At 44.8% G+C, this 24,324-nt stretch carries 17 protein-coding genes (1 of these 17 running past the window's edge); 15 read left to right on the top strand and 2 right to left on the bottom strand.

What is annotated here, in order from left to right; all coding sequences use genetic code 11:
• Positions 1-2: 2 nt before the first annotated feature.
• The 14 genes from JOE45_RS12430 to JOE45_RS12365 all read left to right on the top strand — a co-directional run bounded on the left by JOE45_RS12430 (position 3) and on the right by JOE45_RS12365 (position 17,392).
• Positions 3-965 carry an ATP-binding protein gene (locus tag JOE45_RS12430; protein WP_210019906.1) on the top strand — a complete coding sequence of 321 codons (963 nt, stop codon included), beginning with the start codon at positions 3-5 and terminating at the stop codon, positions 963-965.
• Positions 940-2,007 carry an alpha/beta hydrolase gene (locus JOE45_RS12425; RefSeq protein WP_210019907.1) on the top strand — a complete coding sequence of 356 codons (1,068 nt, stop codon included), beginning with the start codon at positions 940-942 and terminating at the stop codon, positions 2,005-2,007. The genes JOE45_RS12430 and JOE45_RS12425 overlap by 26 nt, the downstream gene beginning before the upstream one ends.
• Positions 2,004-2,240 carry an acyl carrier protein gene (locus JOE45_RS12420; protein WP_210019908.1) on the top strand — a complete coding sequence of 79 codons (237 nt, stop codon included), beginning with the start codon at positions 2,004-2,006 and terminating at the stop codon, positions 2,238-2,240. The genes JOE45_RS12425 and JOE45_RS12420 overlap by 4 nt, the downstream gene beginning before the upstream one ends.
• Positions 2,237-3,697, top strand: a complete 1,461-nt coding sequence (locus tag JOE45_RS12415) for a class I adenylate-forming enzyme family protein (RefSeq protein WP_210019909.1) — start codon at positions 2,237-2,239, stop codon at positions 3,695-3,697. The genes JOE45_RS12420 and JOE45_RS12415 overlap by 4 nt, the downstream gene beginning before the upstream one ends.
• A gap of 5 nt (positions 3,698-3,702) precedes the next feature.
• Entirely contained in the window at positions 3,703-5,289 is a 1,587-nt protein-coding gene (locus JOE45_RS12410) for a methyl-accepting chemotaxis protein (protein ID WP_210019910.1), read from the top strand.
• Positions 5,290-5,307: 18 nt separating this feature from the next.
• A complete protein-coding gene (locus JOE45_RS12405) occupies positions 5,308-6,633 on the top strand; it encodes a DNA methyltransferase (RefSeq protein ID WP_210019911.1) in 1,326 nt (441 codons plus the stop codon).
• A gap of 24 nt (positions 6,634-6,657) precedes the next feature.
• Positions 6,658-6,969: an STAS domain-containing protein gene (locus JOE45_RS12400; protein ID WP_210019912.1), complete on the top strand. Its 312-nt coding sequence runs from the start codon at positions 6,658-6,660 to the stop codon at positions 6,967-6,969.
• A 5-nt stretch (positions 6,970-6,974) separates the two neighbouring features.
• Entirely contained in the window at positions 6,975-7,772 is a 798-nt protein-coding gene (locus JOE45_RS12395) for a PP2C family protein-serine/threonine phosphatase (RefSeq protein ID WP_210019913.1), read from the top strand.
• A gap of 47 nt (positions 7,773-7,819) precedes the next feature.
• Entirely contained in the window at positions 7,820-9,895 is a 2,076-nt protein-coding gene (locus tag JOE45_RS12390; RefSeq protein ID WP_210019914.1) for a FapA family protein, read from the top strand.
• Positions 9,896-9,913: 18 nt separating this feature from the next.
• On the top strand, positions 9,914-10,249 hold the full coding sequence (locus JOE45_RS12385; RefSeq protein ID WP_210019915.1) for an STAS domain-containing protein: 336 nt from the start codon (positions 9,914-9,916) through the stop codon (positions 10,247-10,249).
• A 76-nt stretch (positions 10,250-10,325) separates the two neighbouring features.
• A complete protein-coding gene (locus JOE45_RS12380; protein WP_210019916.1) occupies positions 10,326-11,201 on the top strand; it encodes a diguanylate cyclase domain-containing protein in 876 nt (291 codons plus the stop codon).
• Positions 11,195-11,995, top strand: coding sequence for a putative bifunctional diguanylate cyclase/phosphodiesterase (locus JOE45_RS12375; protein WP_210019917.1), 801 nt, complete (start codon positions 11,195-11,197; stop codon positions 11,993-11,995). The genes JOE45_RS12380 and JOE45_RS12375 overlap by 7 nt, the downstream gene beginning before the upstream one ends.
• A 650-nt stretch (positions 11,996-12,645) precedes the next feature.
• Positions 12,646-16,065 carry a methyl-accepting chemotaxis protein gene (locus tag JOE45_RS12370; RefSeq protein WP_210019918.1) on the top strand — a complete coding sequence of 1,140 codons (3,420 nt, stop codon included), beginning with the start codon at positions 12,646-12,648 and terminating at the stop codon, positions 16,063-16,065.
• Positions 16,066-16,627: 562 nt separating this feature from the next.
• Positions 16,628-17,392 (top strand): response regulator, encoded by a 765-nt coding sequence (locus tag JOE45_RS12365; RefSeq protein WP_245247297.1) that lies wholly within the window; start codon positions 16,628-16,630, stop codon positions 17,390-17,392.
• A gap of 196 nt (positions 17,393-17,588) precedes the next feature.
• Here the strand turns inward: JOE45_RS12365 and JOE45_RS12360 are convergent, their stop codons facing one another.
• Positions 17,589-20,522, bottom strand: a complete 2,934-nt coding sequence (locus JOE45_RS12360; protein ID WP_210019920.1) for a DEAD/DEAH box helicase — start codon at positions 20,520-20,522, stop codon at positions 17,589-17,591.
• Positions 20,519-22,078: an SWIM zinc finger family protein gene (locus JOE45_RS12355; protein WP_210019921.1), complete on the bottom strand. Its 1,560-nt coding sequence runs from the start codon at positions 22,076-22,078 to the stop codon at positions 20,519-20,521. Before JOE45_RS12355 ends, JOE45_RS12360 begins: the two co-directional genes overlap by 4 nt.
• Before the next feature lie 244 nt (positions 22,079-22,322).
• Between JOE45_RS12355 and JOE45_RS12350 the strand changes: the two genes are divergently transcribed.
• A protein-coding gene (locus JOE45_RS12350; protein ID WP_210019922.1) for a PEP/pyruvate-binding domain-containing protein crosses the window boundary here: on the top strand, positions 22,323-24,324 show its 5' portion. The gene runs 548 nt beyond the window's last position; only the first 2,002 of its 2,550 coding nucleotides appear in the window; the start codon lies at positions 22,323-22,325; the stop codon falls past the right edge of the window.

Raw genomic sequence — 24,324 nt, 5'->3', positions numbered from 1 at the left:
TTGTGAAATCCATATTTAACAAATTAATGGGTTTTTCCGATGGAGGAAGACGAGGGTTAGATGCGGAGTTGCCTACACCTCTGTCCACAGAAAACATTCACGATAATCAAAGACGTGCATTGGTCGGGTGGATCGCCAATCGCATGGGGCAGAAGCTTCAAATGGATAATAAGCAGGCCGGTGCCCTAATCTACCTTTCTTTTACAAGCGACTCTGTTACCAATAATCCGAACGATGAGCAGCAATACTTATTATATCTCTCTTCTTGTTTAGTCGAGTGGTTGACAGGCGACGTTTACCTCAGTCTAAAGGAAATGCGTCTTCCGGATAAGTTTCATGTTTGTTTGCTGGAGATTTATGAGGAAATTAAGCAGGACATAGGCCGTTATATACCTGAGGGAAGAAGTCCCGAAATTTCGCATGTGACGGAAGACGATGAAATTTGGCAGGTCTACCGTGATGTTATTTTCGCGGCGACGCAGCGCAAATTTCTGCTTATTCGAAAAACCGAGGTGGACGAATACAAGCAGGGCAGCTTATTGTGCAGAGTCTCCATCACGGAACGTTCCGATATACCCAAAGCCAGAGATTTGGCAAAACAGAATCTGCTTGAATTGGGCTTTTCCCAGTCCGTTGTTATGAGTCAGATTCTTGTCATTTCCGAAGCGATAACTAACATCCTTAAGCATGCGAAAGAAGGAATAATGTTCATTGTTGCGACTGACACGGAGATCCATGTTCTGGTTGAGGATAAAGGATCCGGATTTCCGCTCAAGCTTTTGCCAAATACAACCCTTATGGCGGGTTACTCCACAAAAAAATCGCTTGGGCAAGGGTTTACGTTAATGATGAAAATGACGGATCAGGTATTACTATCAACAGTCCCCGACGAGGGCTCTACACTAATACTTGTTTTTAACCGAAAAGGGGGAGAACAAAATGCTGAAAAGCAATCTGTCGGATAATCTCATTGTAACAGATACGGTACAAAAAACGTTGATGACGAGCCTGCTTTTCGAGGGATTTTGGGACCGCTGGATTGCCCATGGCTTGGAAAGAGAGAAGGTTAATCAATTTCGAACACAGTTAAAAAGTTTGGAGCAATGGAAATGCTTTTGGGATCAAACTGCGCAGGAGTATGAACAACAGGCAGATGCCTTACTTGGGGAGGGGTTTAGGCGAGAAGCGGAATATTTTTACCGCAAAGCTGGTCTGCACTATAATTTGATCCAATGGATTTTTCCACAAACTAGTAATGAAAAGCGAAATTGGTTTATTCGCTGTATCGCAATGTTTACGCTGGCTGATGTCATTTCAACGGATATAATCTTACACAATGTTATTCAAGTTGAGGGCAAGGATTGTATCGGGAGAATTCGTATCCCTGAGAAACCGAGGGGATGCGTTGTCATTATTAACCCTATAGATTCTTCAAAAGAGGAATTGTTTACCTACGAAATGGATTTTGCGGCGATGAACCTTGTGACGGTCAGTTTTGATGGTCCAGGACAGGGGGAGTCTTACGTATGTAACGAACATAAAGCTACACGCTCAAGATGGAATCGGTTTGTCAATCAAGTGATCGATTTCACTGCAGAGCGTTTTCCTGAACTTCCCGTGAATTTATTCGGAACAAGCTCCGGGGGAGCCTGGGCTGTGTACGGCAGTGTCCACCCCCAAGTCAGCAGGGTCGTTTCCGTGAGTCCTGCTTGCCAAAACGATGTGAAATTACCGGATTATTTCACCGAGCGGTTGTCTTATGTTTTGGAGGAAGGGACAGATACCATCCTGCCCGATTTTGAACATTTCAAAACAGATAAACCGGTGCTGCTTTTCCATGGGAATAAAGATGTGATGGTGAAAGATGAAGATATTTATCGCTTGTATGAGAAGCTGCCCCAAGGAAAGCAGCTTATTGAATATAGCAACGAGGGGCATTGCTGTAACTTTAAATTGGAAACATTGCGACAAATTTCCGGGAAGTGGCTTTTGGAGGATGAAAAATGAGATTTGAACAGTTCGGTCAACTGGTTTCAGACATAACTAACGTGCGGCTTGAAGATGTACGGGAAAGTTCCCGCTTCAGGGAGGATTTGGGAATCGATTCCTTGCAAATGGTCAATTTATTCACACAACTTACAGTGCGATTCCAAGTGGGGGTCGAAGTGATTGAAAGTGCCGATGACCTGCTGACAGTAGGCAATCTTTATCGGGCACTGCATAGGGGGGAAATTAAATGAACACATTTTTCGATAGATACATGCAAACTCAGGATCGCTCAAAAACGATTTTGACCACATTTACGGGAAGCTATAATGCAGCGGAGTTGACACAACAAATGGATGCCTATGTGGATCTTCTCCATAATAAGAAAATTCGCGGGAAAAGGGTCGCGGTGCTCGTGCCCCATGTATTCTCATACGTCTCTCTAATCATGGCGATCAATAAACTTGGAGGCGTTGTTTCTCCTATCAGTTCCTCGTACCGTAGCGATGATTTAAAGCAGATTCTGAGCTTCCTTGATCCGCATATTGTCTTTACGATAACAACGCATGGCGGTTTTCCGTTTGCCCATGAAGTCGAGGAATGGGCAAAATCCAGCGACAATTACACCGTGCTCTATAAGTCGGACGATAGCTTTCAATGGGAAGAAAGGAATATCGGAGATATGAGCAGGGAAAAACCGGACGAAGCTGCCCCAATCGACTTTATCAGCTTCACTTCAGGCAGCACGGGAGTACCCAAGGGACTCATGTTACAAACGAGCAATCTTGAAGCGCTCGGTCAGTGTTTCAAAGACACTTCCGATATGAGAGCAGGCGATCGGCTTTTTGTCACAGCACCTGCAAGCTCCGTGATGGGGTTAGCTATCATAAGCGTAGGATTCAAACAAGGTGCGCAAATTATATTGCCTGACTCTTTCGAACTGCCTTTAATGGTCAAACTTATGAAGGACTCGAACATAAATAAAATGCTCACGACTCCCTCCATCTTGAAAGCCATTTACCCCTTCGCGGAACAAATGGCGCCTGTAACGATAGCAAATCTGGAGTTTTGCGGTCTTGCCGGGGAAGTCGTCACGGAAGAAATATCCAATCAATTTTCATTTAATGATAAATGCCGGATCAGCGGGATTTACGGCTGCAGTGAACATGGAGGCATTCTAGATTGTGATTTGCGTAAAAAGGCGCAATGGTCCCTTTACAGCGGAATAGATTACAAAATAGACCTCGACGGGGAACTGCTCGTTCGAACTCCTCATGGCTTTTTGGGCTATTATAAGCGTGAGGACCTAACTTCTCAGGTCTGGACCCTCGATGGATGGTTTCGTACGGGGGACCTGGTCCGTATGAACGAAGATAACAAATTTGAAATCATCGGGCGGAAGAAGGATCTCATTAAAAAAGGGGGACAACAGGTTGCGCCTGGGGAGGTTGAACATATCCTGCTTCAGCACCCGAATGTGAAACAAGCGGTTGTACTCGGCGCACCGCATCCTGTGTATGGCGAGCAAGTTGTAGCTTTTACTGTTTTGCATGACGCTACCTCTGTAAAGGAACTATATCCGTTTTGTTCCGGCCGAATCGCAGGTTATAAAGTCCCCGATGCCATAGAGGTATTATCTGAAATTCCCATCGTGCAAGGTAAAGCGGATAAAATCACATTACGGAAAATGTTTTTAGCAAAGAAAGGATAAAGCAAATGAAATTGAAGACGAAGAAAACATTACTAAAGCAATTTATTTCCAGAATGCTGCTTCTGCTCGTCTTAATATCGGTTGTCTCTGGAGCGATTCAAGGATACGTTTTATACAATAAAATCAATGAGGATACCATGCAGCAAGCATCCATGATCGCCGGGACGATTGAACACGGCATCACAGAGACGGATTTGGCGTCTAAAAACATAGAGCATCAGATTGACTTGAAATTGGAATTGCATGTGAGGCGTATCGTTGACCGATTACAGGCGCGCAGCCATCAAAATATTAGCACGGAACAACTTTTTCAGCTTCGAGATGAAATGGAAACAGCAGGAATTACGATTATTGCGCCGCAGGGTGACGATTTCGTGAATGTCAAATCGACGGATGCCAAAGATGTCGGCTTCAGCTGGAAAACCGTTGGAAGGGCGCAAATCATGAATTCGTACGCTGCAATCATGAAAGACGAAGTTTTACAGGATCCAACGGTAAGTTATACGGGTAAGGGAATCTTTACTTTATTTGCGGCCCAAGCCGTTGTTCATTCGGATAAACCGGCATTTTTCAAATATACCTATTATCATCCGCCCGGTACGGACTACATTATCAGTACCTCGATTGAAGCAAGTGAAGTTTATAACTTTATTCAGAAGGTTGGTACAGACACATGGATTGCTAGCGTATTGGAAGAGAATCCCTATGCCAAAGAAATTGCTGTCTTGGACCCGCGAGTGTTTGCGAATCCGTCTCTCGAAAAAGACATATATCCTCCGTTGAAACAAGTCGTTTACGGAGAATATAAATTTAGAAACGATCAAGATCTGGCACTTCTCCAAACAGGAGAAATACAGGAAGAGCATAAGTATATTCAAAAAATCAATGGTCAATCCCTCTATAAAATGTTCCTTCCATTGAATGACGGAAAGGTCATCTATATTGCTTTGGATTATAAAAAACTCAGTGCGCCGCTTAAGAATTTTTCGCTCCTATTGATCGTGTCCGGTTTTGTTTCATTGATTGCGCTGTTTATGTTTGCAGCCAGCTTCTTTAACAAAATTTACAAAGATATACAGAAAATAATGGTTCAAATCAAACAGCTTGAGCTAGGCGACTTGACCGCAAAAAGCACAGTGTCCGATGGCGGTGAACTTGGTGAGTTATCAGCTTCGACAAATAAAATGACAGATACCTTGAACCAATTATTAACGGATACGCATGATCAAGCAACAAAAGCACAGAGACTTTCGGTGTTGCTGGAAACTGAAGCAAACCAATCTGTCGAAAAGGTGTTTACTATCTCGATGGAAACTACTTCCAAGGCCAGAGAATCCGTTGAAGAGATTTTCTATTTTATCGATTTAATTGAGGGGCATCTCAAAAATCAAGAATATACTGCCATGGTAAAAGAAATTCTTGACCGATTGGATCATATGCGTCAACTCGCCAGGGACCGAACAAATAATACAACGGAAATTACGATTACACTGTCTGATTTGTTTAAATCACTGCACAACCAGTCCAGCGATTTGTCCGATATATCGAAATCGTTATTGCAGCATTTGGCAAAGTTCAAGCTTGGAAATTAGAAAGGTGTGAGTGTGCGCATGCTGTTCGTCCCTGAAATGTCTACAGATAAAAACGCCTTAATAGAGGGCGAAAATATCGAAATCATGCAATCCCTGTTGAAAAAGGGATATGAGGAGCTTTTTCATTTAGTATACTGTGACGGCCCCTTTAACTCCGGCCTGCTATTTTCTGCAACCCAGCCTGAATTTGGACTTGAGTACATTTATCCGTGGTCACAACACGAAACTATTCATAACTATTTTAACCTGCAGCTTTACCTGGATCATTATCGAAAACGAATTACGCTGGCCAAACAGCTCTTGCGCGAAGACGGAATCTTCGTGCTTCAAACCAATATGGTTTGCGGGCATCATTTAAAAGTACTTTTGGATGAGATTTTTGGCAGAGAAAATTTCCAGTGTGAGGTCATCTGGAAACATAGCGATACCCCTTGGGAAAATCCATGGGGCTTTCCCGTCGGTTATCAACACGAGACCGTTTTGTTTTACAGCAAATCCGCCCGATTTGCGGAACGGTTGCACACTGCGACCAACTGGCCGTCCGTCTGGGACGATATCACAGGGTATCAATACGGTGAAGAAGAGGAAACCCGCTACCCTTCGCAAAAACCGGAGAAATTGGTCGAAAGAATTTTAGACATTGCGACCAAGGAAGGCGACTGGGTAGCGGATTTTTACTGTGGAAGCGGAACTTTGCCTTACGTAGCGGAAAAGAAACGGCGTAGATGGCTGGCATGCGATAACACACCGCTTTCGATGAAAGTGACGCAGGAAAGGCTGCGTAAAATTGAAGGTTCATTTAACTCGTATTACACGGTGGATGAGTTTGAGCCTCGTTGTTTCGTTCGTAACGAATATGTCAAACGGAGAAGGACGGCGGTTTCAGCCCGGGAGATCCAGGCGCTGCAGAATCAAAATGATCGTATAGACGTGACTGCCTATCATTTTCTTCCTGATGTAGATCTCGTTAACGAGACAGGGCAGTTCACTTTTTATTATCAGTTTCCTTTGATATCGGAGGAAGGAATTAGTGAAACCCAAACGGTTAAAGTTGCCCGTCCCATTCCGGTTAAAGGTAACGATGGAATTAGGCTTGTTGTCCCGAACGAATTCGAGTGGATTTTACACCACATGGTACTGGTGGAGAAGAATAGCTTTAGTATGTTAAATGTTTCACGTTATGACAAGGATTATAAACACATCTTCCACTGGGACCAAGCCTTAAGTAAAGCAAGGGAATGGCTTCACCGCATGAAAGGGAAGTGGATTATTGCTTCCGTTGAAGAGGACGGTGTGATTAAAATTACGGATTTATTCGGTTATAAGTATGCTTTACCCAAATAATGAAATAAAAGGAGGCTGATGGATATGTCGCTGGAAACGCAGTATGAAACTAAAGGATCGATCTTTTACATCAAGATTGTCGGTCTCATGGATTATTCAACTATCGATAATTTCAATGTAGAGATTCCGGAGAAAATAACGGAAATTGTCGTCGATTTTTCGGCTTTGGAATTTATTGATTCTACGGGTATCGGCGCGATTCTCTCAATCATCTATAAAGCGGTTGATCGAGGAATAGTCGTGGAGTTCGTAAGTCTTAATGAAACAGTCGGTGAGTTATTTGACACCGTTGGCGTTTTTCGAATCATAGAGGCCCTGCAAAAAAGAGGACGGTGATTTACATGATTCGCGAAAATAAGTTTCAATCTCTTGGGGAAATTGGCTCGACTGAAATGAATAAAACGCTGCAACGGGAAATTCATCTTGCGCGCAACATTCAAACCAAGCTGTTAAATGGGGGGAAGCTTGAATTACCAAGTGGCGAAGTGTCAGGTATTTCGATTCCAGCACGTATGATCGGCGGAGATTACTTTGATTTTTACCCTCTTTCAGACGGGAAAATTCGAATCATTATCGGAGATGTAATGGGAAAAGGAATACCTGCGGCGATGCTTATGATTTTGACTCGCGGGGCCTTTCGCAGCGCGGCGGAAGTAACGAGAGGACCGGGAGAGACGCTCACCGCCATGAATAAGGCCTTATACAAGGACCTAAGGACGTTAGGGTCATTTGTAACCGTGTTTTGTGCGGATTGGGATCCAATCGAGGGTATATTTATGTATGCTAACGCAGGCCACAGCCTGCCGGTTATCATTCGAGCCAGTGTCGGTGCGATCGATCCACCGGACTTAAAAGGTGTTATGCTCGGCGGATTGCCGGGACAGAATTACAAGGAAGAGAAGTTGCGGCTTCAAAAGGATGATCTTGTGTTTTTTTACACCGATGGAATCGTGGAAGCCAGCAATAATCAAGGCCAAATGTTTAAAATAGAACGCCTTGTCCAATTATTGATCGAACATGGATATAAAAAGGCATCTGACATTGAACAAATCGTGATTGACAGTATAAATGTTTTTACTGAGGGGTTACCGCAGAAAGATGATATAACGATGGTGACACTTAAAGTTACGGCAAGATAATCGATTTTAACGCTCCGAACCAAAGATAGTAAGGAGGCGCACTTAACTTGATAGCAAAGGGAAAAAGTGTTGTTTCAAAAGGGAAAACCGTAAAAGAGGCTGTCGTTATCGCTCTAAATCTATTGGAAGCTGCGCTGGAAGACGCAGAAATAGAGATTATTGAAAACGAATCGAGAGGGATTTTAGGTTTTGGTTCGAAGCTTGCTGTTGTGAGGGTAACGGTTAATAAGATAAATGAAGATCTTACTTCGAACACTTCCTTTACCGGATCTGAGCTGGAAAAAATGCTTCAATCCACCATGTACATCGAGGAATTTGCAGCTGCCAGTGCTGTCACCGATATAGATATTAAAGCAACAGAACCTGATTTGTCTGGGATGGTATGGGTGTCTGGCGGTCATATTCACTGCAGGGATGCGCCGGATAAATATCCTCTCGTGATGCCTGGAGAAGGAATGAAACTCTTTATAAACGAAAAATTGATTGAAAAGACGGTTATTGTAAGCGAAAAAGATATTATGGAAGTGGAACTTCAGGACAGAGAGCAGCTGCCCCAGTGGGAAATCAATGTCAGTGCAAATAAAATGGAAGCTTTCTTGAAGGTAGTGTCTACAGGCGCTCGCATTTATAGAAGATTGAAAGACAAGGAGCCAAGCAACTATATACAGTTGGAGATAGAGGAAAAGAAAATCCCAGTGATTATTGACGCCCATCGGGTCATGGAACAGCTTAGCGACCTGGGAATCGTATATGGAGTGAATTATTCCGAAATTGTCCGGGCTTGTACGAATGATGAAGCGGGTTCTTATATCATCGCGCAAGGTGAGCCTCCTTCACCGGGTAAAAACGGATATTTTAAACCGGCGATTGAAGTGGATATCAAAAGGGGATTGAAAGAGCGTTCGGATGGTACGATCGATTATCGGGAAATTCAAGAGTTCCCTTCGGTCGAGCGCGGACAAGTTTTGGGAATTATTTATCAACCTATTCCGGGAACGCCGGGTAAAACGGTCACGAATGACCCTGTGCTCCCTCCGGAAGTTTTCCCGCTCGCAGTTAAAGAGGGGCACGGTGTTGTTTTAGTAGAAGAAGGCACTAAAGTGGTTGCGACCGATGCGGGACAACCCAAGATCAAGGTTAAAGGAAACCTCGCTGAAATTTCAGTAGTTCCCAAATTGATGATTACAAACGATGTCAACCTAAATAACGGAAATGTGCACTACATAGGCGATGTCGAAGTCGTCGGGTCTGTCCAGGATGGAATGGTGGTGGAAGCACAAGGCAGTGTGATGATCCATCAAAATGTGAATATGGCGAAAATCAGTGCGGGAGACTCGGTGATTATTCGTAATAATATCATTTCAAGTGAAGTTACCGCGGGCAATAATAACATTTTACTCGCGGAGATTCACCAAATTCTTGGAAAACTGATCACGCAAATGAAACAAATGGTAGAAGCAATCAGTCAACTTTCCAGCGTGTCGGCATTTAAGGTATCATCTTTTACCCAGACCGGATTGGGACCCTTGATTAAAATCTTATGTGACGGGAAATTTAAATCTGTTCCAACCTTAACCATGGCCTTAAAAAACAACATCAAAAGCGGTATCGAAATCTTAGACCATAAATGGGTAGAGTTTGGTGAAAACATATATAAGGGATTTATGATGCCCCATGCTTCTCCCTTCAGGTCGGTACAAGAATTGGTTCAAATGACAAAACAAGCGGAGGCTCTATTGCTAAGTATCGAGGAAGATCCGGAAAATACAAATTGTTTTATCAAAGCCAGCTTTGTGCATAACAGCAAGATCTATTCCAGTGGTGATATTACAGTAATTGGACAAGGAGTTTATAATTCAAAATTGCACGCAGGCGGCGACATCGAGGTTGAAGGTTATGTCCGTGGCGGTGAATTTTTTGCAACCCATAGTGTCACGATTGGCGAGGCGGGAACAAAGGGTGGGGTACCAACAAAGATTGTGGTTCCGAAAGAGGGAACGATCAAGTTAAACTCGGTTATGGAAGATGTTGTAATCCAAGTCGGTTCAAAAATCCATAAATTTTCCGATCAATCTTCTCATATTTTTGCGCGGCTTAGTGAAGACGGAGATTTGCTAATTTAATAAAAGGGAGTGTCTAAATTGTTTAAATATACGATTGAAAATATAGATTCTACAACCATTGTTGTATTTGAAGGGGATATGGATATCGACGTCACGGAGTTGATTGAAGAGGAACTAACCCCAGCGTTACTAACGAGCAGCGAAATTGAAATCGATTTTTCCAAAGTTCTCTTTGTGGATTCATCCGGCATTGGTTTGCTGATTACACTTGTTCAGAATATACAAACACAAGGTAATACTGTAGTAATCGTGAATCTAAGTGCGGAAGTGATGCAAATATTTGCTCTGCTACAACTGCCTGAAATATTAGGGCCCGAGGTATTGGCTGATTTCCGGGGTTCTGTTGATCTATAACATGATCTGCATCCCAAAACAAATCGTATCGAGTAAGTGCTTATTACCACAACCGAAACGAAAAGTTGGTGTAATCATGAACCATGAAATGCTTCTAAGAGATCACAAAATTGCAATCCTCGACACAATATTAGATGGTTTTATCGCAATAGACAGGGATTGGCGAATCACCTACTGGAACAAAGAAGCTGAACTAATCACTGGTAAAACTGCCAAAGAAATCTTAGATGCTCCAATATGGGATATTTTCCCGCAAGAAGTCGGGAGTTTAAGTTCTACAAAGTTACATGAAGCAATGTATGAACAGATGACCGTCCGCTATGATACCTATCTCAAGTTAACCAATCAATGGTATTCAGTGCATGTTCATTCATCAAAGCAAGGATTGACAGTGTTTCTTCTAGATATTACAGGCAGAAAAAGGGCAGAACAGCAACTAACTACTATCGCCTATAATGATATTTTAACATCAAATCAAAAACAATTGAAAGAGCGTCTGAATGATTTTCTTATGAATGCCAAAAGTAACAACGATCATGTTGCCGTAATGATTCTTAACTTAGAACGTTTTAAAATAGTGGACGTGCCGCATATTTGTGACCCGGCAGATGATGTTATGGCTGCAGCTTCGAGACGATTGACATCGCACTTTCCTATGGATACTGTATATCGGTACAATGGGGACAATTTTGCTGTTTTGCTGCCCAAGTTGAATGTTCTTCAAATACAGCTACTAGCTGAACGTATCATTACAGATTTTCAGATGCCTTTTTTTCATGAAAATTCGAAAATCGTGTTTTTGCCGAGTATCGGAATAAGTTTGTACCCAATGGATGGGAACCAAGGCGAAAACTTATTAGCAAATGCTGTACACGCGATGCGGCGAGCATTAGATGAGGGAGAGAATAACTATCAATTCTATAGCGAGGGAATGAATATCAATCCATGTTGACAATGGAAAAGGAGCTGCGCAAGGCGCTAATACGGAATGAGTTGATATTGTTTTATCAGCCGCAGGTGGATCTCCGTTCGGGAAGAATTGTAGGTACCGAGGCGTTAATCCGTTGGAAGCATCCGGAGAGGGGGATGGTATCAGCGCAGGATATTATCCCGTTAGCCGAAGATACAGGTCTTATTGTTCCTCTTGGGGAATGGATATTAGACGCTGCTTGTACTCAGAACAAGGCTTGGCAAGACATGGGTTATGATCCTATGGTCGTATCGGTCAACTTATCCCCCAGCCAATTCGTAAAAAGTAATTTAATCAAACTAGTAAAAAAGGTACTAGAGCAGACGGGTTTGGATCCCTGTTATCTTCAGCTCGAAATTACCGAAAGCCGCAAGATGGATGTTGATCGTGATCTTGCAATTTTGGAAAAGTTGAAAGAGTTTGGCGTTTATCTAGGTATAGATGATTTTGGTAAAGGATACAGCTCACTTGTCTATTTGAAAGAATTCCCTATTGATACATTAAAGATTGATCAGTCCTTTGTACATGACTGCACTGTTCATATAAAAGACGCCGAGATAGTAAAGATGATTATTTCCATGGCTCATAGCTTGGGTCTCAATGTCATAGCGGAAGGCGTGGAAACTAAGCAACACCTTGATTTTCTTAAACAGCATTTATGTAATGCGGCGCAAGGATATCTGTTCAGTAAGCCGCTTCCGGCGGATGAATTAGAGCGTATGTTCTGTGAAAATACAAGACATTATGGCATACGGCTGGATTACCCACTTTTCTGACCTGCCAGAATTGAGAGGTGAGAAAAGATGGAACAATATTATATAACCTACAAAGGAAAAAAACTGTTGGGTCCTATGTCAAGGCAGGAGGCGGAGGAAAAGCAAAAGTATTTGAGCTTACTATTTATTAATTTAGAGATAACGCCTTATCGATAATTATAGAAGCGATTGACCGGTACTCTTAAATTTCAACTCTGCTCCTTACATTCGCCCCCTGTGGTTGACGGCGGTGTAAAACAGGAGGTAATAATCGAACGGCAGCTGCAAATTAGGCTGCTGTTTTTTTATGTCAATTATGCTCATGAAGCACACGTTAAAAATAATGTTGGACCCATCTTCTGCCTGTCATATCAATAAATTAGTGCCTCTCAGCTGTGATGGATCACGCAAAAAAATTGCGGTATAGCGAAAGCGGTTTTGCGGTTACCACTCGCAAAAAAAGTAGTATGATTTTCGAAAGATGCTAAACCATTATGGAATGACACGAATTAAAAAGTATTGGGTGAACTCCTATGGCAGAATAGTTCCGGAAAATTCGGATTAACTATTCAGTGATGCAGGGAGATTATAATACTTCTCGGTTGGACCAAATGTCCGGTGAAACCAAAATGGAGTTAGTTTCATAGTGCAATTACCGGAGGAATCAATACATGAATTTGAAACAAAAACTTGTTCGCAAAATTATGAATTATACCGGCATGTCCCAATATGTCGATCAGGCGTTCGAAAATTCTAAATCTGTGGAACAAAAGTTAAAGGAACTATCCAGTATTACGGGACAAATCTCGGAAGGAACGGGGCATCAGGCGGCTGCGCTCGAATCTGCCTCCGAGACCATACAAGAATTATCTAAGTCTATTGCGACTGTAAGCAGAAATGCAACGAGTTTAACCTCGTCAGCGGATGAAACGGCCTCTGCTATTCAAGAAATGGTCGCTTCGATTCAACAAGTAGCAGGAAACAGCGATAGTACCTCCAAATCCGTAGAGAAAATTTCCGCTTCCATTGGGGATATGGCTGAATCCGTTAAAGGTGTTGCCGGGAATGCGGAAGGTCTTACCGCTTCTGCAGCGGCAACCGCTGCAGCAATCAATCAAATGGTTGCTTCCATTGAACAAGTGGCGGAAAGCAGTGAAAGTACAACGGGGTCCGTTGAACAAATCTCCGTATCCATCGAAGCGATGGGGAAATTAATAAAAGGTGTTGCTGGAAATGCCGATAGCGTTAACTCATCTGCAAACGAGACTTCGGATGCTATACAAGAAATGGTGACGTCCATTCAGCAAGTGGCAGGCAACAGTCAAAGTACAGCGGGATCCGTAGAACAAGTTTCAGTTGCCATTGAACAAATGGGGAAGTCTATTAGAGGGGTTGCCGACAACGCACAAAGCTTAACTGAATCTGCGCAAGAGACATCTCTGGCTATTCAAGAAATGGTTGCTTCCATCCATCAAGTTGCCGGCAATAGTGAAAGCACTAAAGGATCGGTCGAGGAAATCTCTATATCCATTGAACAAATGGGCAAATCCCTCAAAGGAATAGCTGTAAATGCGGAAAGCTTGACTGCTTCTACGCAAGAAACTGCAGTGGCTATTGAAGAAATGGTAATATCCATTGAACAAGTAGCAGGAAATAGCCAAAGCACCACACGGTCGGTGGAAGAAATATCGGTATCTATCGAACAAATGGGGGAGTCAATCCAAGGTGTTCTCGAGAATGCCGAAAGCATGTCTACATCCGCTAAAGAAACCTCGGATGCGATTCAAGAGATGGTCGCTTGCATTCAACAAGTAGCTGGAAATAGCAATAGTACGTCGAGTTCCGTGGAACAAGTCTCTGTATCGATTGAACAAATGGGAATATCCATTAAAGGTGTTGCCCACAATGCCGCGAGCTTAACGGCATCGTCAAAAGAAATGTCCGACAAAATCGAAGAAATGGCTGCTTCGGTTCAACAAGTGGAAGGTGATAGTCAAGTTACGGCAATTTCCGTGGAAAAAATTTCTGCCTCCATTGAACAAATGGATAAATCTATTAAAGGCGTTGCAGGTAACGCAGAACAGCTTCAGAATTCCGCATGGCAAACCTCCGCTTCCGTGCAACAAATGACGGCATCTATCGAGCAGGTTGCACAGAATGTCGGCAATGTGAACGAGTTGACGAGAAAAATTCAAGTCGCTGCGCAAAACGGGCAAAATTCGATCACGCAATCCTTATCCGGCATGAAGGATATTGAGGAGGTGATCCGTCAGGCATCTGATGCCATGACGAATCTGGGTAAAAGTTCCAGACAAATGGATAGTATTATCGAACTGATTTACTATATGGCGGAACAGACTAATTTGCTCGCTTTAAACGTTGCGGTTCAAGTGGCCAGAGCCGGTGAAAATGGCAAAGGTTTTGCCGTGGTTGCTGGCGAGATGCAAAAGTTGGCCCAATATAGTTCGAACGCAACTAAGGAAATTACTCAGTTAATCAAGACAATTCAATCCGAAACCTGTGACGCTATTAACGTGATTGCAGTAGGTACGGACAAGGTGGAGCAAAGTAAGCGGCTAGCCGATGATGCTCGAGTTGCAATTGAAAACATAGATACAGAGGTAGACATCATTACTAGAGAAGTTAGGCAGATAACTAACGCTAACGAACAGCAGTCGAAAGCAAGCAAAGAAATCGTTAAATGCGTCGTTGCATTAACTGGACAGGCTGACATGGTGACGTCCGCTACCAAAGAACAAGCTAAAGGTGTGACAGAGATCATCAAAGACGTGGTCAACGCCCGGGAAAAAGTTCGTCAGGTTACTGTAGCGATGGTAGAACAGAAAAAACAAATCAAGCATATCGTAAGAGCGGTAGAAAATGTAACGAATCAGGTGGAGATGGTCACAAAGGGGACCACAAAGCAGGCTGCTGGAGTAGAAGATATCATCAAAGGAGTTGCCAATGCCCGCGAACAAATCCGTCAAATCACATCTGCAACCGTAGAGCAGGCCAAACAAGGCCGATACATTGTGAAAGCCGCAGAGAACGTAACTAAGCAAGCAGAAATGGTGACCCAAGCTACCAAATCACAAGCTCAGGACGTAAAAGAAGTCATTAAGGGCGTGATAAATACCCGCGAACAAACGCGGCAAATTACCATTGCTACCGGGGAGCAGGCGAAACACGGTGAGCGTATTGTCCTAGCTGTAGAAAGCATAACAAATCAGGCGGAAATGGTCACCGCGAGCACAGAAGAGCAAGTCCAGGCCATGAACGTGATCATTAAGGGTGTCACAAACGCCCGTGAACAGGTCGGCCAAATTACAGCGGCGACAGTTGAGCAGGCAAAACACGGTCGAGACATTATCAATGCGGTAGAGAATGTCACAATTCAGGCGGATATGGTAACTTTATCCACAAAAGCGCAGGTTGTCGGAGTTGATGAAATTATCCAAGGAGTTTCCAATTCCCGAGAACAAGTTCGTCAAATCGCATTGGCAACCGCTGAGCAAGCGAAGTATGGGCGATATATTGTCAGTGCGGTTCACAATGTGTCCAACCAAATAGAGACAGTCACAAAGGCTACAAAAGAACAAGCAGCAGGCGTAGAAAAGATGATTGAGGGAATAGCTAACGCCCGTGAGCGGGTTCGTCAAATTTATGTTGCTACCGTCGAACAAGCGGAGCATGGAAAAGACATCGTTTATGCGGCCGATAATGTATCCAGGCGGGCAAAAATAATCGCCAAGGCAACTAAAGAACAGGCGCATAGCGTTGAAGAGGTCGTTCAGGGAATTAATAATGCTCGCGAACAGGTCCATCAGATCAAGGTCGCGACATTAGAACAATCGAGACATGGACAAGATATTATTAAATCTGTATACAACGTAACCAAGCAAGCTGCCGAAGTGACGGAGGGAGCGAAGGCAGAGCTGCAACAAATGGGGCGATTAGATCTTACCATTACGGAGATCGAACAAGTGATGCTCCAGAATATAGATGACGCCAAACGGACAATTGCAGAAACTAAGGAGCTCGTTCAAAAATCATCAATGATTCAGAAGTTGCTTTTAGTACTGCAATCATGAACTTTTCCTATTCAATTTTTACATTTTTCTAAACTTTGAAGAAGCGTAGGCTTCTTCAAGTTTTCATTGTTTCAAAGAGATTTAGTGCAGCTTTTTGTATAAAATATCTCACCGGGATACGTATGTTGTTTGCAATAGAAGTTAACCCAATGTTTGGTATTAAACGATTAACATTAGTAAACATTGAGTTGAGCAGACGGAGGAGCAGTCTGCTCAACTCAATGTTTATTGCTAAATGGCGTATTTGCGAACAAATTCAATTTGAGTCTAATACAAACAATGGTTATCAAGTCATTATTATTTCCATATCAACTCTTATCCTTCGTAATGAATTCGAATATTACTGCACATGCACTATTGAAAAAGTACATGAATCGCTTGCCTATCCGTAGATACGCAATCTCGGCGCCCAGGCTTGATTTGGACGGTCAAATGTGGGACCGCGAAGCAAAACTGGGCCTTTAGCCGCTGCAATCCGGAAATTATGAACAGATACCAAGGCTCTCATTTCACCAATGCCGTTTACCTCGAATGGTTAGAGAAGGAGGGTGTCAAGGTCTTGATGGACGGTAAAGGCCGGGCAACAGACAACAGCCACACAGAACGGATGTCCAATTTTACAATCAGGATCACCCTCATCAGGGAGCTTTATATATATTTTTTTGAGGTGAAAATTTTGAATCAAATTTTATTAATAGATGACCATGTTGTTATAATGGAAGGAATTAGAGCAATGCTTGAACAGGAACAAGATATTAAGTTATCCTATGCCGTTTCTGGAATTCAAGCGCTGGAGCAATTGCAGCACCAAATGTTTGATTTATTGCTGCTCGAATTCGATTTACCTGGCTTAAACGGGGTTGATTTGATACAAGAAATTTTACATATTGTGCCCAATGCTATGATCTTGATTTATTCGGATTACGATATCGAACCTCATTATAACCAGTTAATTGAAGCAGGTATTTCAGGTTATGTTCCTAAAAGGGCTGTCAAAGAGAGTCTGGTGAGGGCAATCCGTTGCGCTTTTAACGGAGAGACCGTGATTCCGACACATTTATTCAAGGCACTGCGTAGTGAAAATACTGAAAATGGTACGGTAAGAGGATCTACGACAGTTCCGATCAATGAAAGAGAACTTACCATTTTGAAGAATCTAGCAAAAGGAAATACTAACAAAGAGATTGCTGAAGTACTGTTCATAAGCCAACGTACATTGGAATATTCTTTAACACAGCTTTTCCATAAATTAAACGTGAAATCTAGAAAGGAAGCTGTAGCGAAATCCAAACAACTTGGTCTTCTCATAAGTCAGGATTTTATCTAAACGCTGGAAGTTTGCGACCTGACCTGTTCAAGGTCATGTAAATCGGGGCCTTTTTGTTTATGGGATAAAGTTCTTAGGCTATCTCTCCCCGAGTTACGTTTATAGTGTTTGTAGTGATAAATTGAAACCCGGGTGACATTATCTGTCGCTCGGGTTTTTTAAGCCTCTAATTAATACAGACGCATTAACAGCTGTATCACCACGCCTGCCGAAGCGCAAATAAATCGCCCAGCTCCTCGTTTGAGAGCTCCGTTATCCAGCTTTCGGAGGTGGAGATGACGTTCTCGCTCAAGCTCATCTTGCTCTCTAACATCTCGTCGATCTTCTCCTCCAGGGTGCCGAGGGAAATGAACTTATGCACCTGCACGTTGCGTTTCTGCCCCATCCGGTAGGCGCGGTCGGTGGCTTGGTTCTCGACGGCGGGGTTCCACCAGCGGTCGAAATGAAACACATGGTTGGCCGCCGTTAGGTTGAGGCCGACTCCCCCGGCTTTCAGCGATAGAACAAAGATGCCGGGGCCAGTTCCGTCTGCCGCCTGGAACGTGTCGATCATCTTATCACGTTCTGCCTTGGGCGTGCTGCCGTTTAGGTACAGCACGGGCTCGCCCCGATACGTCCGCAGCACGTCAGCCAATATGCGGCCCATGCCTACGTACTGGGTGAAGATCAAGCAGGAATCTCCTTCGTCCCGGAGCTCGCTAACCATGGCAACGAGCCGCTCCAGTTTCGCCGAACCCGTGATGAACGCTTCACGGTGTTCTTCGGACAGCAGTGTCTCCTCAGATAGCGGAGCTTCCTTCGTTAGAAGCACGGGGTGGTCGCATAGCTGCTTAAGCTTAGTCAAGGCAGCGAGGATGGCTCCTTTTCGCTCAATCCCCTCTAGATTCTTCATTCGCTCCATTAGATCCTTGACCACCTGCTCGTAGAGTGCCCCTTGCTCGGCGGTAAGGTTGATATAGACCTTCATCTCCAGCTTGTCCGGTAGATCCAGCTGGATAGCGGGATCATTCTTTTTACGGCGCAGCATGAAGGGCTTGACAAGCTTCTGGAGCTGCACCGTCTGCTCCTCGTCGTGATTCTTCTCGATGGGATTGGCAAAACGATGCTGAAACCCGCGCTGGTTCCCCAGGTAACCGGGGTTAAGGAAGTCGTAGATGGACCACAGCTCGGACAATCGATTCTCGATCGGCGTCCCTGTGAGCGCAATGCGGTGCCGTGCTTTGAGCGAGCGGATAGCTGTCGACTGTTTGTTTTGCGCGTTCTTGATATTCTGGGCTTCGTCCAGACAGAGTGAACTCCACATGATTTCCTTCAGGGACTCCTGATCCAACAGAGCAGTCGTATAAGAGGTGATGACAACATCCGTATCTTTCAAAACGGGTGAAAGTGCCTCACCGTTTAACCGTCCCTTCCCGTAATGAAGCAAAACCTTTAAATCGGGAGCAAAGCGGGCTAGCTCCTTCTGCCAGTTGCCAAGCACAGAAGTTGGACAGATGAGTAGGGCAGGGTACTCAGACTCTGCTTTGTGATGCAGTAAATAAGTGATGAATTGAACGGTTTTGCCAAGCCCCATGTCATCGGCTAAACAGGCGCCAAGCCCGAACTTTCTAAGAAAACTCAGCCATGTGAAGCCTTCACGCTGGTAGCCGCGCAGCTCTGCGCGCAGCCCGGCAGGTACGGCAAGCTCTTCTAATTCGGACGGCTGTCCAAGCTGACGAAGCAGCGCTAAGAGGTGTGAGTTTAACTCAACCTCCAGCTTGATCCGTTCTTCTTCGTCTTCCGCATCCTCTCCTGTTGTAGGATCACTTGATAACGGCTTTTCTTGTTCCAATTCGCTTAACAGATGCAGTTGAAGGACATCCTGCAAGGACAATCCTTCTTCCGGGTTCATGCTTTCCATGAACCTCCGGATCTGCTCCAGCAGAGCAGGATCCAAGAAGACCCATTCACCGCGGAAGCGGAAAAGCCGTTCCTTGCGGCTAAGCAGCTCTGCGAATTCGGCTTCGTTCAGATCCGCATCGCCGATGGCAATCCGCCAGTCGAAGTTGACAAGGGCGTTTAGCCCGAATAACGACTGGCCTCTGCCGCCGGCTTCAGATGTAACCTGTGCCCGCAGGCGGGGCTTCCGCTTGGAGGCGGCCTCCCACCAGCCGGGCAGCATGACGTTCCAGCCGTCACTCAGTAATTGACGGCTGTCCGTAGTCAGGAACCGCCAAGCGGCTTCGTCGCTTAACGGCTCGGCGAAGAGCTCGCCGCTGCTATTCCCGTTTGGAAGCCTAGCTGCAAGCCTTGCCGCCCATCCGGGAGAACGCTCCCGGATGTAAGGGCTCCAATCGCTGGCCCATGCGCCGTAAGCCTGCCCGTCTGCCGCCAGGCGGATGGGCACGAGGGCTGAGCCTTCGCTTTTATCCTGCAAAACTAAACGGAGACGCCAATCATACTGCTCTTCGTCCGGTTCCAGCAGCTGCAAAGCAGGGCGGAAGGGGGCCGTGTCCGGCTTCCAGCCGAGTGCTGCAAGCCACTCTTCCTCCGTAAACGCAGCAGCCGAGGCGGCTGCCGCTGGGGGTCCTTGAAACAGCGCGGGATACTCGCGCCGAAGATCGGACGCGGCGGCTTCGTCCGCATAGTGCTCCGTGGAAACAGTGGCGGAGAAGGCCGAGCGCAAACCGGACATTTCCTCGCCTAAGACGTCCAGGCCTTTCAGTGTATCCCAATCCAGTTCTTTAAGCCCTTCGGATCCGGCCTCCCATGTCCATTGCAGCACCCCATTCCGGAAAGAGCTGTAGCTTGGTAAATAACGGCCATCCTTGGCCTCTCTGTAGAGTAATGGTGCTGCCTCAAGTAATCCCTTAGTTGCTTCATTTCCGCCTTCCCACCGGAGGATGTCCATGAAATTCGGCTCGGCGAAGAAGGGCAGCACCATTTCCGCAGGGAGAACCGTCATGGTCAGTTCACCAGCCTGCTGCAGCTCCAGAGTTGTACCATAGCAGGATGGCTGGTGCCAAGCGAACAATAATTTACGGAATTTATCGCCGGGAATATCAATTCCATCCTGAAGCCCCCATAGCAGGGCATCCCCGCTGTCCGTTAGAATCACATGCAAGGTCATATCACACAATTTTGTGCTCATTCCAACAGCTTTCCTTTCTTCATTTCCTCTTGCAGCGCCCGCAGTCGGCTGTGACGTTCCATAAAACCGGTTAAGAAGCGATCCCAGCGCTCGATTTGTTTCATCTTCTTGTACACCTTTTCCAGTCTTTTCAGCAGCCTGACCGCTAATTTGTAATTATGCCGATTTTTAAGGGTGACATAATGGTCGATGGCTTGATGGTAATAAGGCAGTAGGAGACCTGGCGCTTCCTTCTCAATCGGCTGCAGGACGCTGACGCGATGGTAGAGGGGATCATGTCCTTGAAGGATTTGCATTTCTACCCAAGGCTTCCATTTTCGCTGCTCGTACAGCACATCTTCGATGATCGGGGTAGAATGGGGCAGCATCCCTTCCAGCACGTTCCACAAATGCTTCTCGGCTTCAGGATCATGCGCGATAGCTTCTTTCCAGTAACTTATATAGGCATCGAGCTCCTTGGTCTTTTGGCCATAAAAGTAAGAGGCAGTCCTCTTCAACCAATCCACTAGATTTGCCCAGTCGCGAGTATCGGAAATATGATTCAGGAAAGGAAGAAATAGACTCGCAGGCGCTTTTTTTAACGAACCGCTCGCTTCCAAAGCCGCCCATGCTTCGTTGCTTCTGGATTGATGAAGATACAAGAAAGCCCTCACTGTTGAGAGAGAATCGGAAGGCGAATCGGTTGGTTGCTTCTCTATCTCGTTAATTTCTTGCGACACCCAGTCGTCGGCCTTGGGATGGGGGGCTATCCAGTACTTCCACAGCGCCGTATACAGGCCATAATCCAGATACTTATGACCGGTTTCTTCGGCTAGCTGCTGCCTTATATAACTTAACGTTTGTTTAAGACGTTCCCCAGAGTGGGTGAAGTTGAATTGGGCTGATTTCTGCTTTAACAAGGCATGAATTTCATCGTACATCCGGTACAGCGCAAAAGAGGTGTAGTAGTTTACACTGCCTTGAGCGTTCTGCTCTTTTATCTTTCGTAGGATGAATAACTCTTGATGCAGTTCGAAATAAATCCAGTCCGTTGCCAAAAAAGGAATGGCACCCTTCCGGATATTTTGCAGTTGATACCGTAGTAGGTCCGTAAACATCCCCTGATCATAACCCGGTTTAACATGGGATGTATACTGGTTCAGAAACTCATGCCAGCCGAAAACATCCATGTTGGGCAGTGAGTTGAGCAACGACTCTGAGGCGGAAACCGAATCCGTCCGCTTGAGGTGATGCTTGGCATTCACAATCTGGGTAGCTGTATAACCGAATCGGTTAGCAAGCTCCATCATAACCGCTGCCAGATGTTTGCAGGAGGTTTGGACCGGGCAAGTACAGGAACTGGATCTGAGCTTATCTAAATTCAGCGTAACCCTGTACTCCTCCGAGCCTGTTACCCTTGCCTGAACCAAGCGATCCTCAGAAATGATCAGTGTTGCTACGCGCTGCTGTTTAAAATAAGTAAACCCTCGGCTAAGGGTAACCTCATTAAAGGTTGAAGCTACTTGCTCAAGCAGCTTCAACCATTGCTCATCATTTAAAACGGGAATAGAACTCATAGCAAAGCTCCTTGCTAAAAATAAAGGATTCAATCCATTACTATTATAGAGGGGTACGGATATAAATACGATATTTTCACAATTAGGCTCAAAAAACAATATTCCTGACAATATCGGGCTAAAGATTTGATAAAATAGGGAAAAGGAATCAAGGAAGAAGGGACAAACCCCTTAACCTCAATCATTTTCCCTTATTTCTTATCAAGACAGTATACAGATTAAGTCAGGCAAGCGGAGGTGCGTAATGGATATACACGATAAGGTAAGCACGGGATTGAAGGGTTTTGATCAAGTCATCGACAAGCTTCGGCTGGGGGACAATGTCGTTTGGCAGGTGGATTCAGTTTCAAATTATAAGAAAATGGTTGAACCGTATGTCGAACAGGCTAAGCTGGATAAAAGAAAGCTGGTCTACGTCCGTTTTGGCAGCCATAAACCGATTCTGGAGGAAAGCCCGGATATCAAAATTGTTCATGTCGAGGCCGAAAAAGGTTTTGAAAGCTTTGCGACCGCGGTGCATCATTTGATCGAGCAAGAGGGCAGGAAGGCCTTTTATGTTTTTGATTGCCTGACCGATTTGTTAGAATACTGGCATTCCGATTTGATGATCGGAAACTTTTTTAAGGTGGCCTGCCCGTATTTATATGAGCTGGACACGATTGCCTATTTTGCTATCATACGAAATGCTCATACCTACAGCACCATTGCAGGTATCCGTGAAACGACTCAGCTTTTGCTTGATTTATATCAAGTGAATGAGAATTACTATATTCATCCCCTCAAGGCGTGGCAGCGATATTCCCCTACCATGTTCTTTCCGCATTTAATACGGGGACAAGAGTCAATCTGCATCACAGCAAGTTCCAAGGCCGCGGAGCTGTTCTCCAGCATCCATCGCGGTGAGGAACGGCTTGATTACTGGGATGTTCTTTTTATCAAGGCAAAAGAAGCGCTCACGCTTGACCTTGAGCAGCAGGAAACAACCAAAAGGCTCTTAATGTCCATGCTCATATTCAAGAAATCCAGAATGTTCGAGCTTTGCGACCGATATTTTACCTTAAACGATATTCTGACGATCGCATCGAGAGAGGTAGGAACAGGCTTTATCGGAGGAAAAAGCGTGGGTATGCTTGTGGCCAGAAAGATTTTGGAGCGGGATGGAAACGATCGCTTTGCACCTTTTATGGAGCCCCATGACTCCTACTATTTGGGCTCGGATGTATTTTACACCTATATTGTTCAAAACGGCTGCTGGAAGCTTCGCACAAAGCAAAAGACGAAAGAAGGATATTTTAAATATGCGCCTGAGCTGAAAGAGAAAATTGTACACGGAAGGTTTCCGGAGAATATTCAAGAGAAATTTGTCCGAATTCTCGAATATTTTGGGCAGTCTCCTATTATTGTGCGCTCCAGCTCCTTGCTTGAGGATAATTACGGGAATGCCTTTGCGGGAAAATATGACAGTGTGTTCTGCGCGAATCAGGGTACGCCCGAGGAACGATATGAAGCCTTTGAACAGGCGATACGTACCGTTTATGCCAGCACAATGAATGAGGATGCGCTTGTCTACAGGATGAACAGAGGGCTTTTTGAGAGTGATGAGCAGATGGCCATATTGATTCAGCGTGTTTCCGGAGATCATTATCATGAAGAATTTTTTCCCCATATTGCAGGCGTAGGAAACTCCTCCAACCTTTATGTATGGGACAAAAGTGTGGATATGGACGCAGGCATGCTTCGCTTAGTGTTTGGACTTGGCACAAGGGCGGTAGACAGAACGGTCGGTGATTATGCAAGAATTGTAACCCTTGATCATCCTGAGCGCATACCGCTGATGAATGCTGAAGATCATAAGAAATTTTCTCAACATGATGTTGACCTTCTTTCCCTAAAAGAAAATAAGTTAACAAGTAGAATCCTGGAAGACGTCATCCCCTATGACTTAAAGGTAGATAAAGAGTTGTTTGCCTCTTTGGACTACCAAACGCTAAATCGCCTTCACGAGCTTGGATATACCGACAGTAAAGCGCCTTATATTCTTGATTTTCAAAAATTGCTTAAGAATACCGAATTCCCCAGTCTGATGAGGGATATGCTAGCTCTATTGTCTAAGGCTTATGATTACCCGGTGGACATTGAATTTACAGCCAATTTTGCGGAGGACAACCATTTTAAGGTGAATCTTCTGCAGTGCCGCCCTTTGCAAACGAGAGGTTTAGGCAATTCGGTCGAAATACCGAAGCTGA

Origin of the sequence: Paenibacillus sp. PvR098, from assembly GCF_017833255.1 — a bacterium.
GTDB lineage: Bacteria > Bacillota > Bacilli > Paenibacillales > NBRC-103111 > Paenibacillus_G.
Note: the sequence above shows the minus strand (reverse complement) of the source record. Positions and strands in the feature narration are given on the sequence as shown.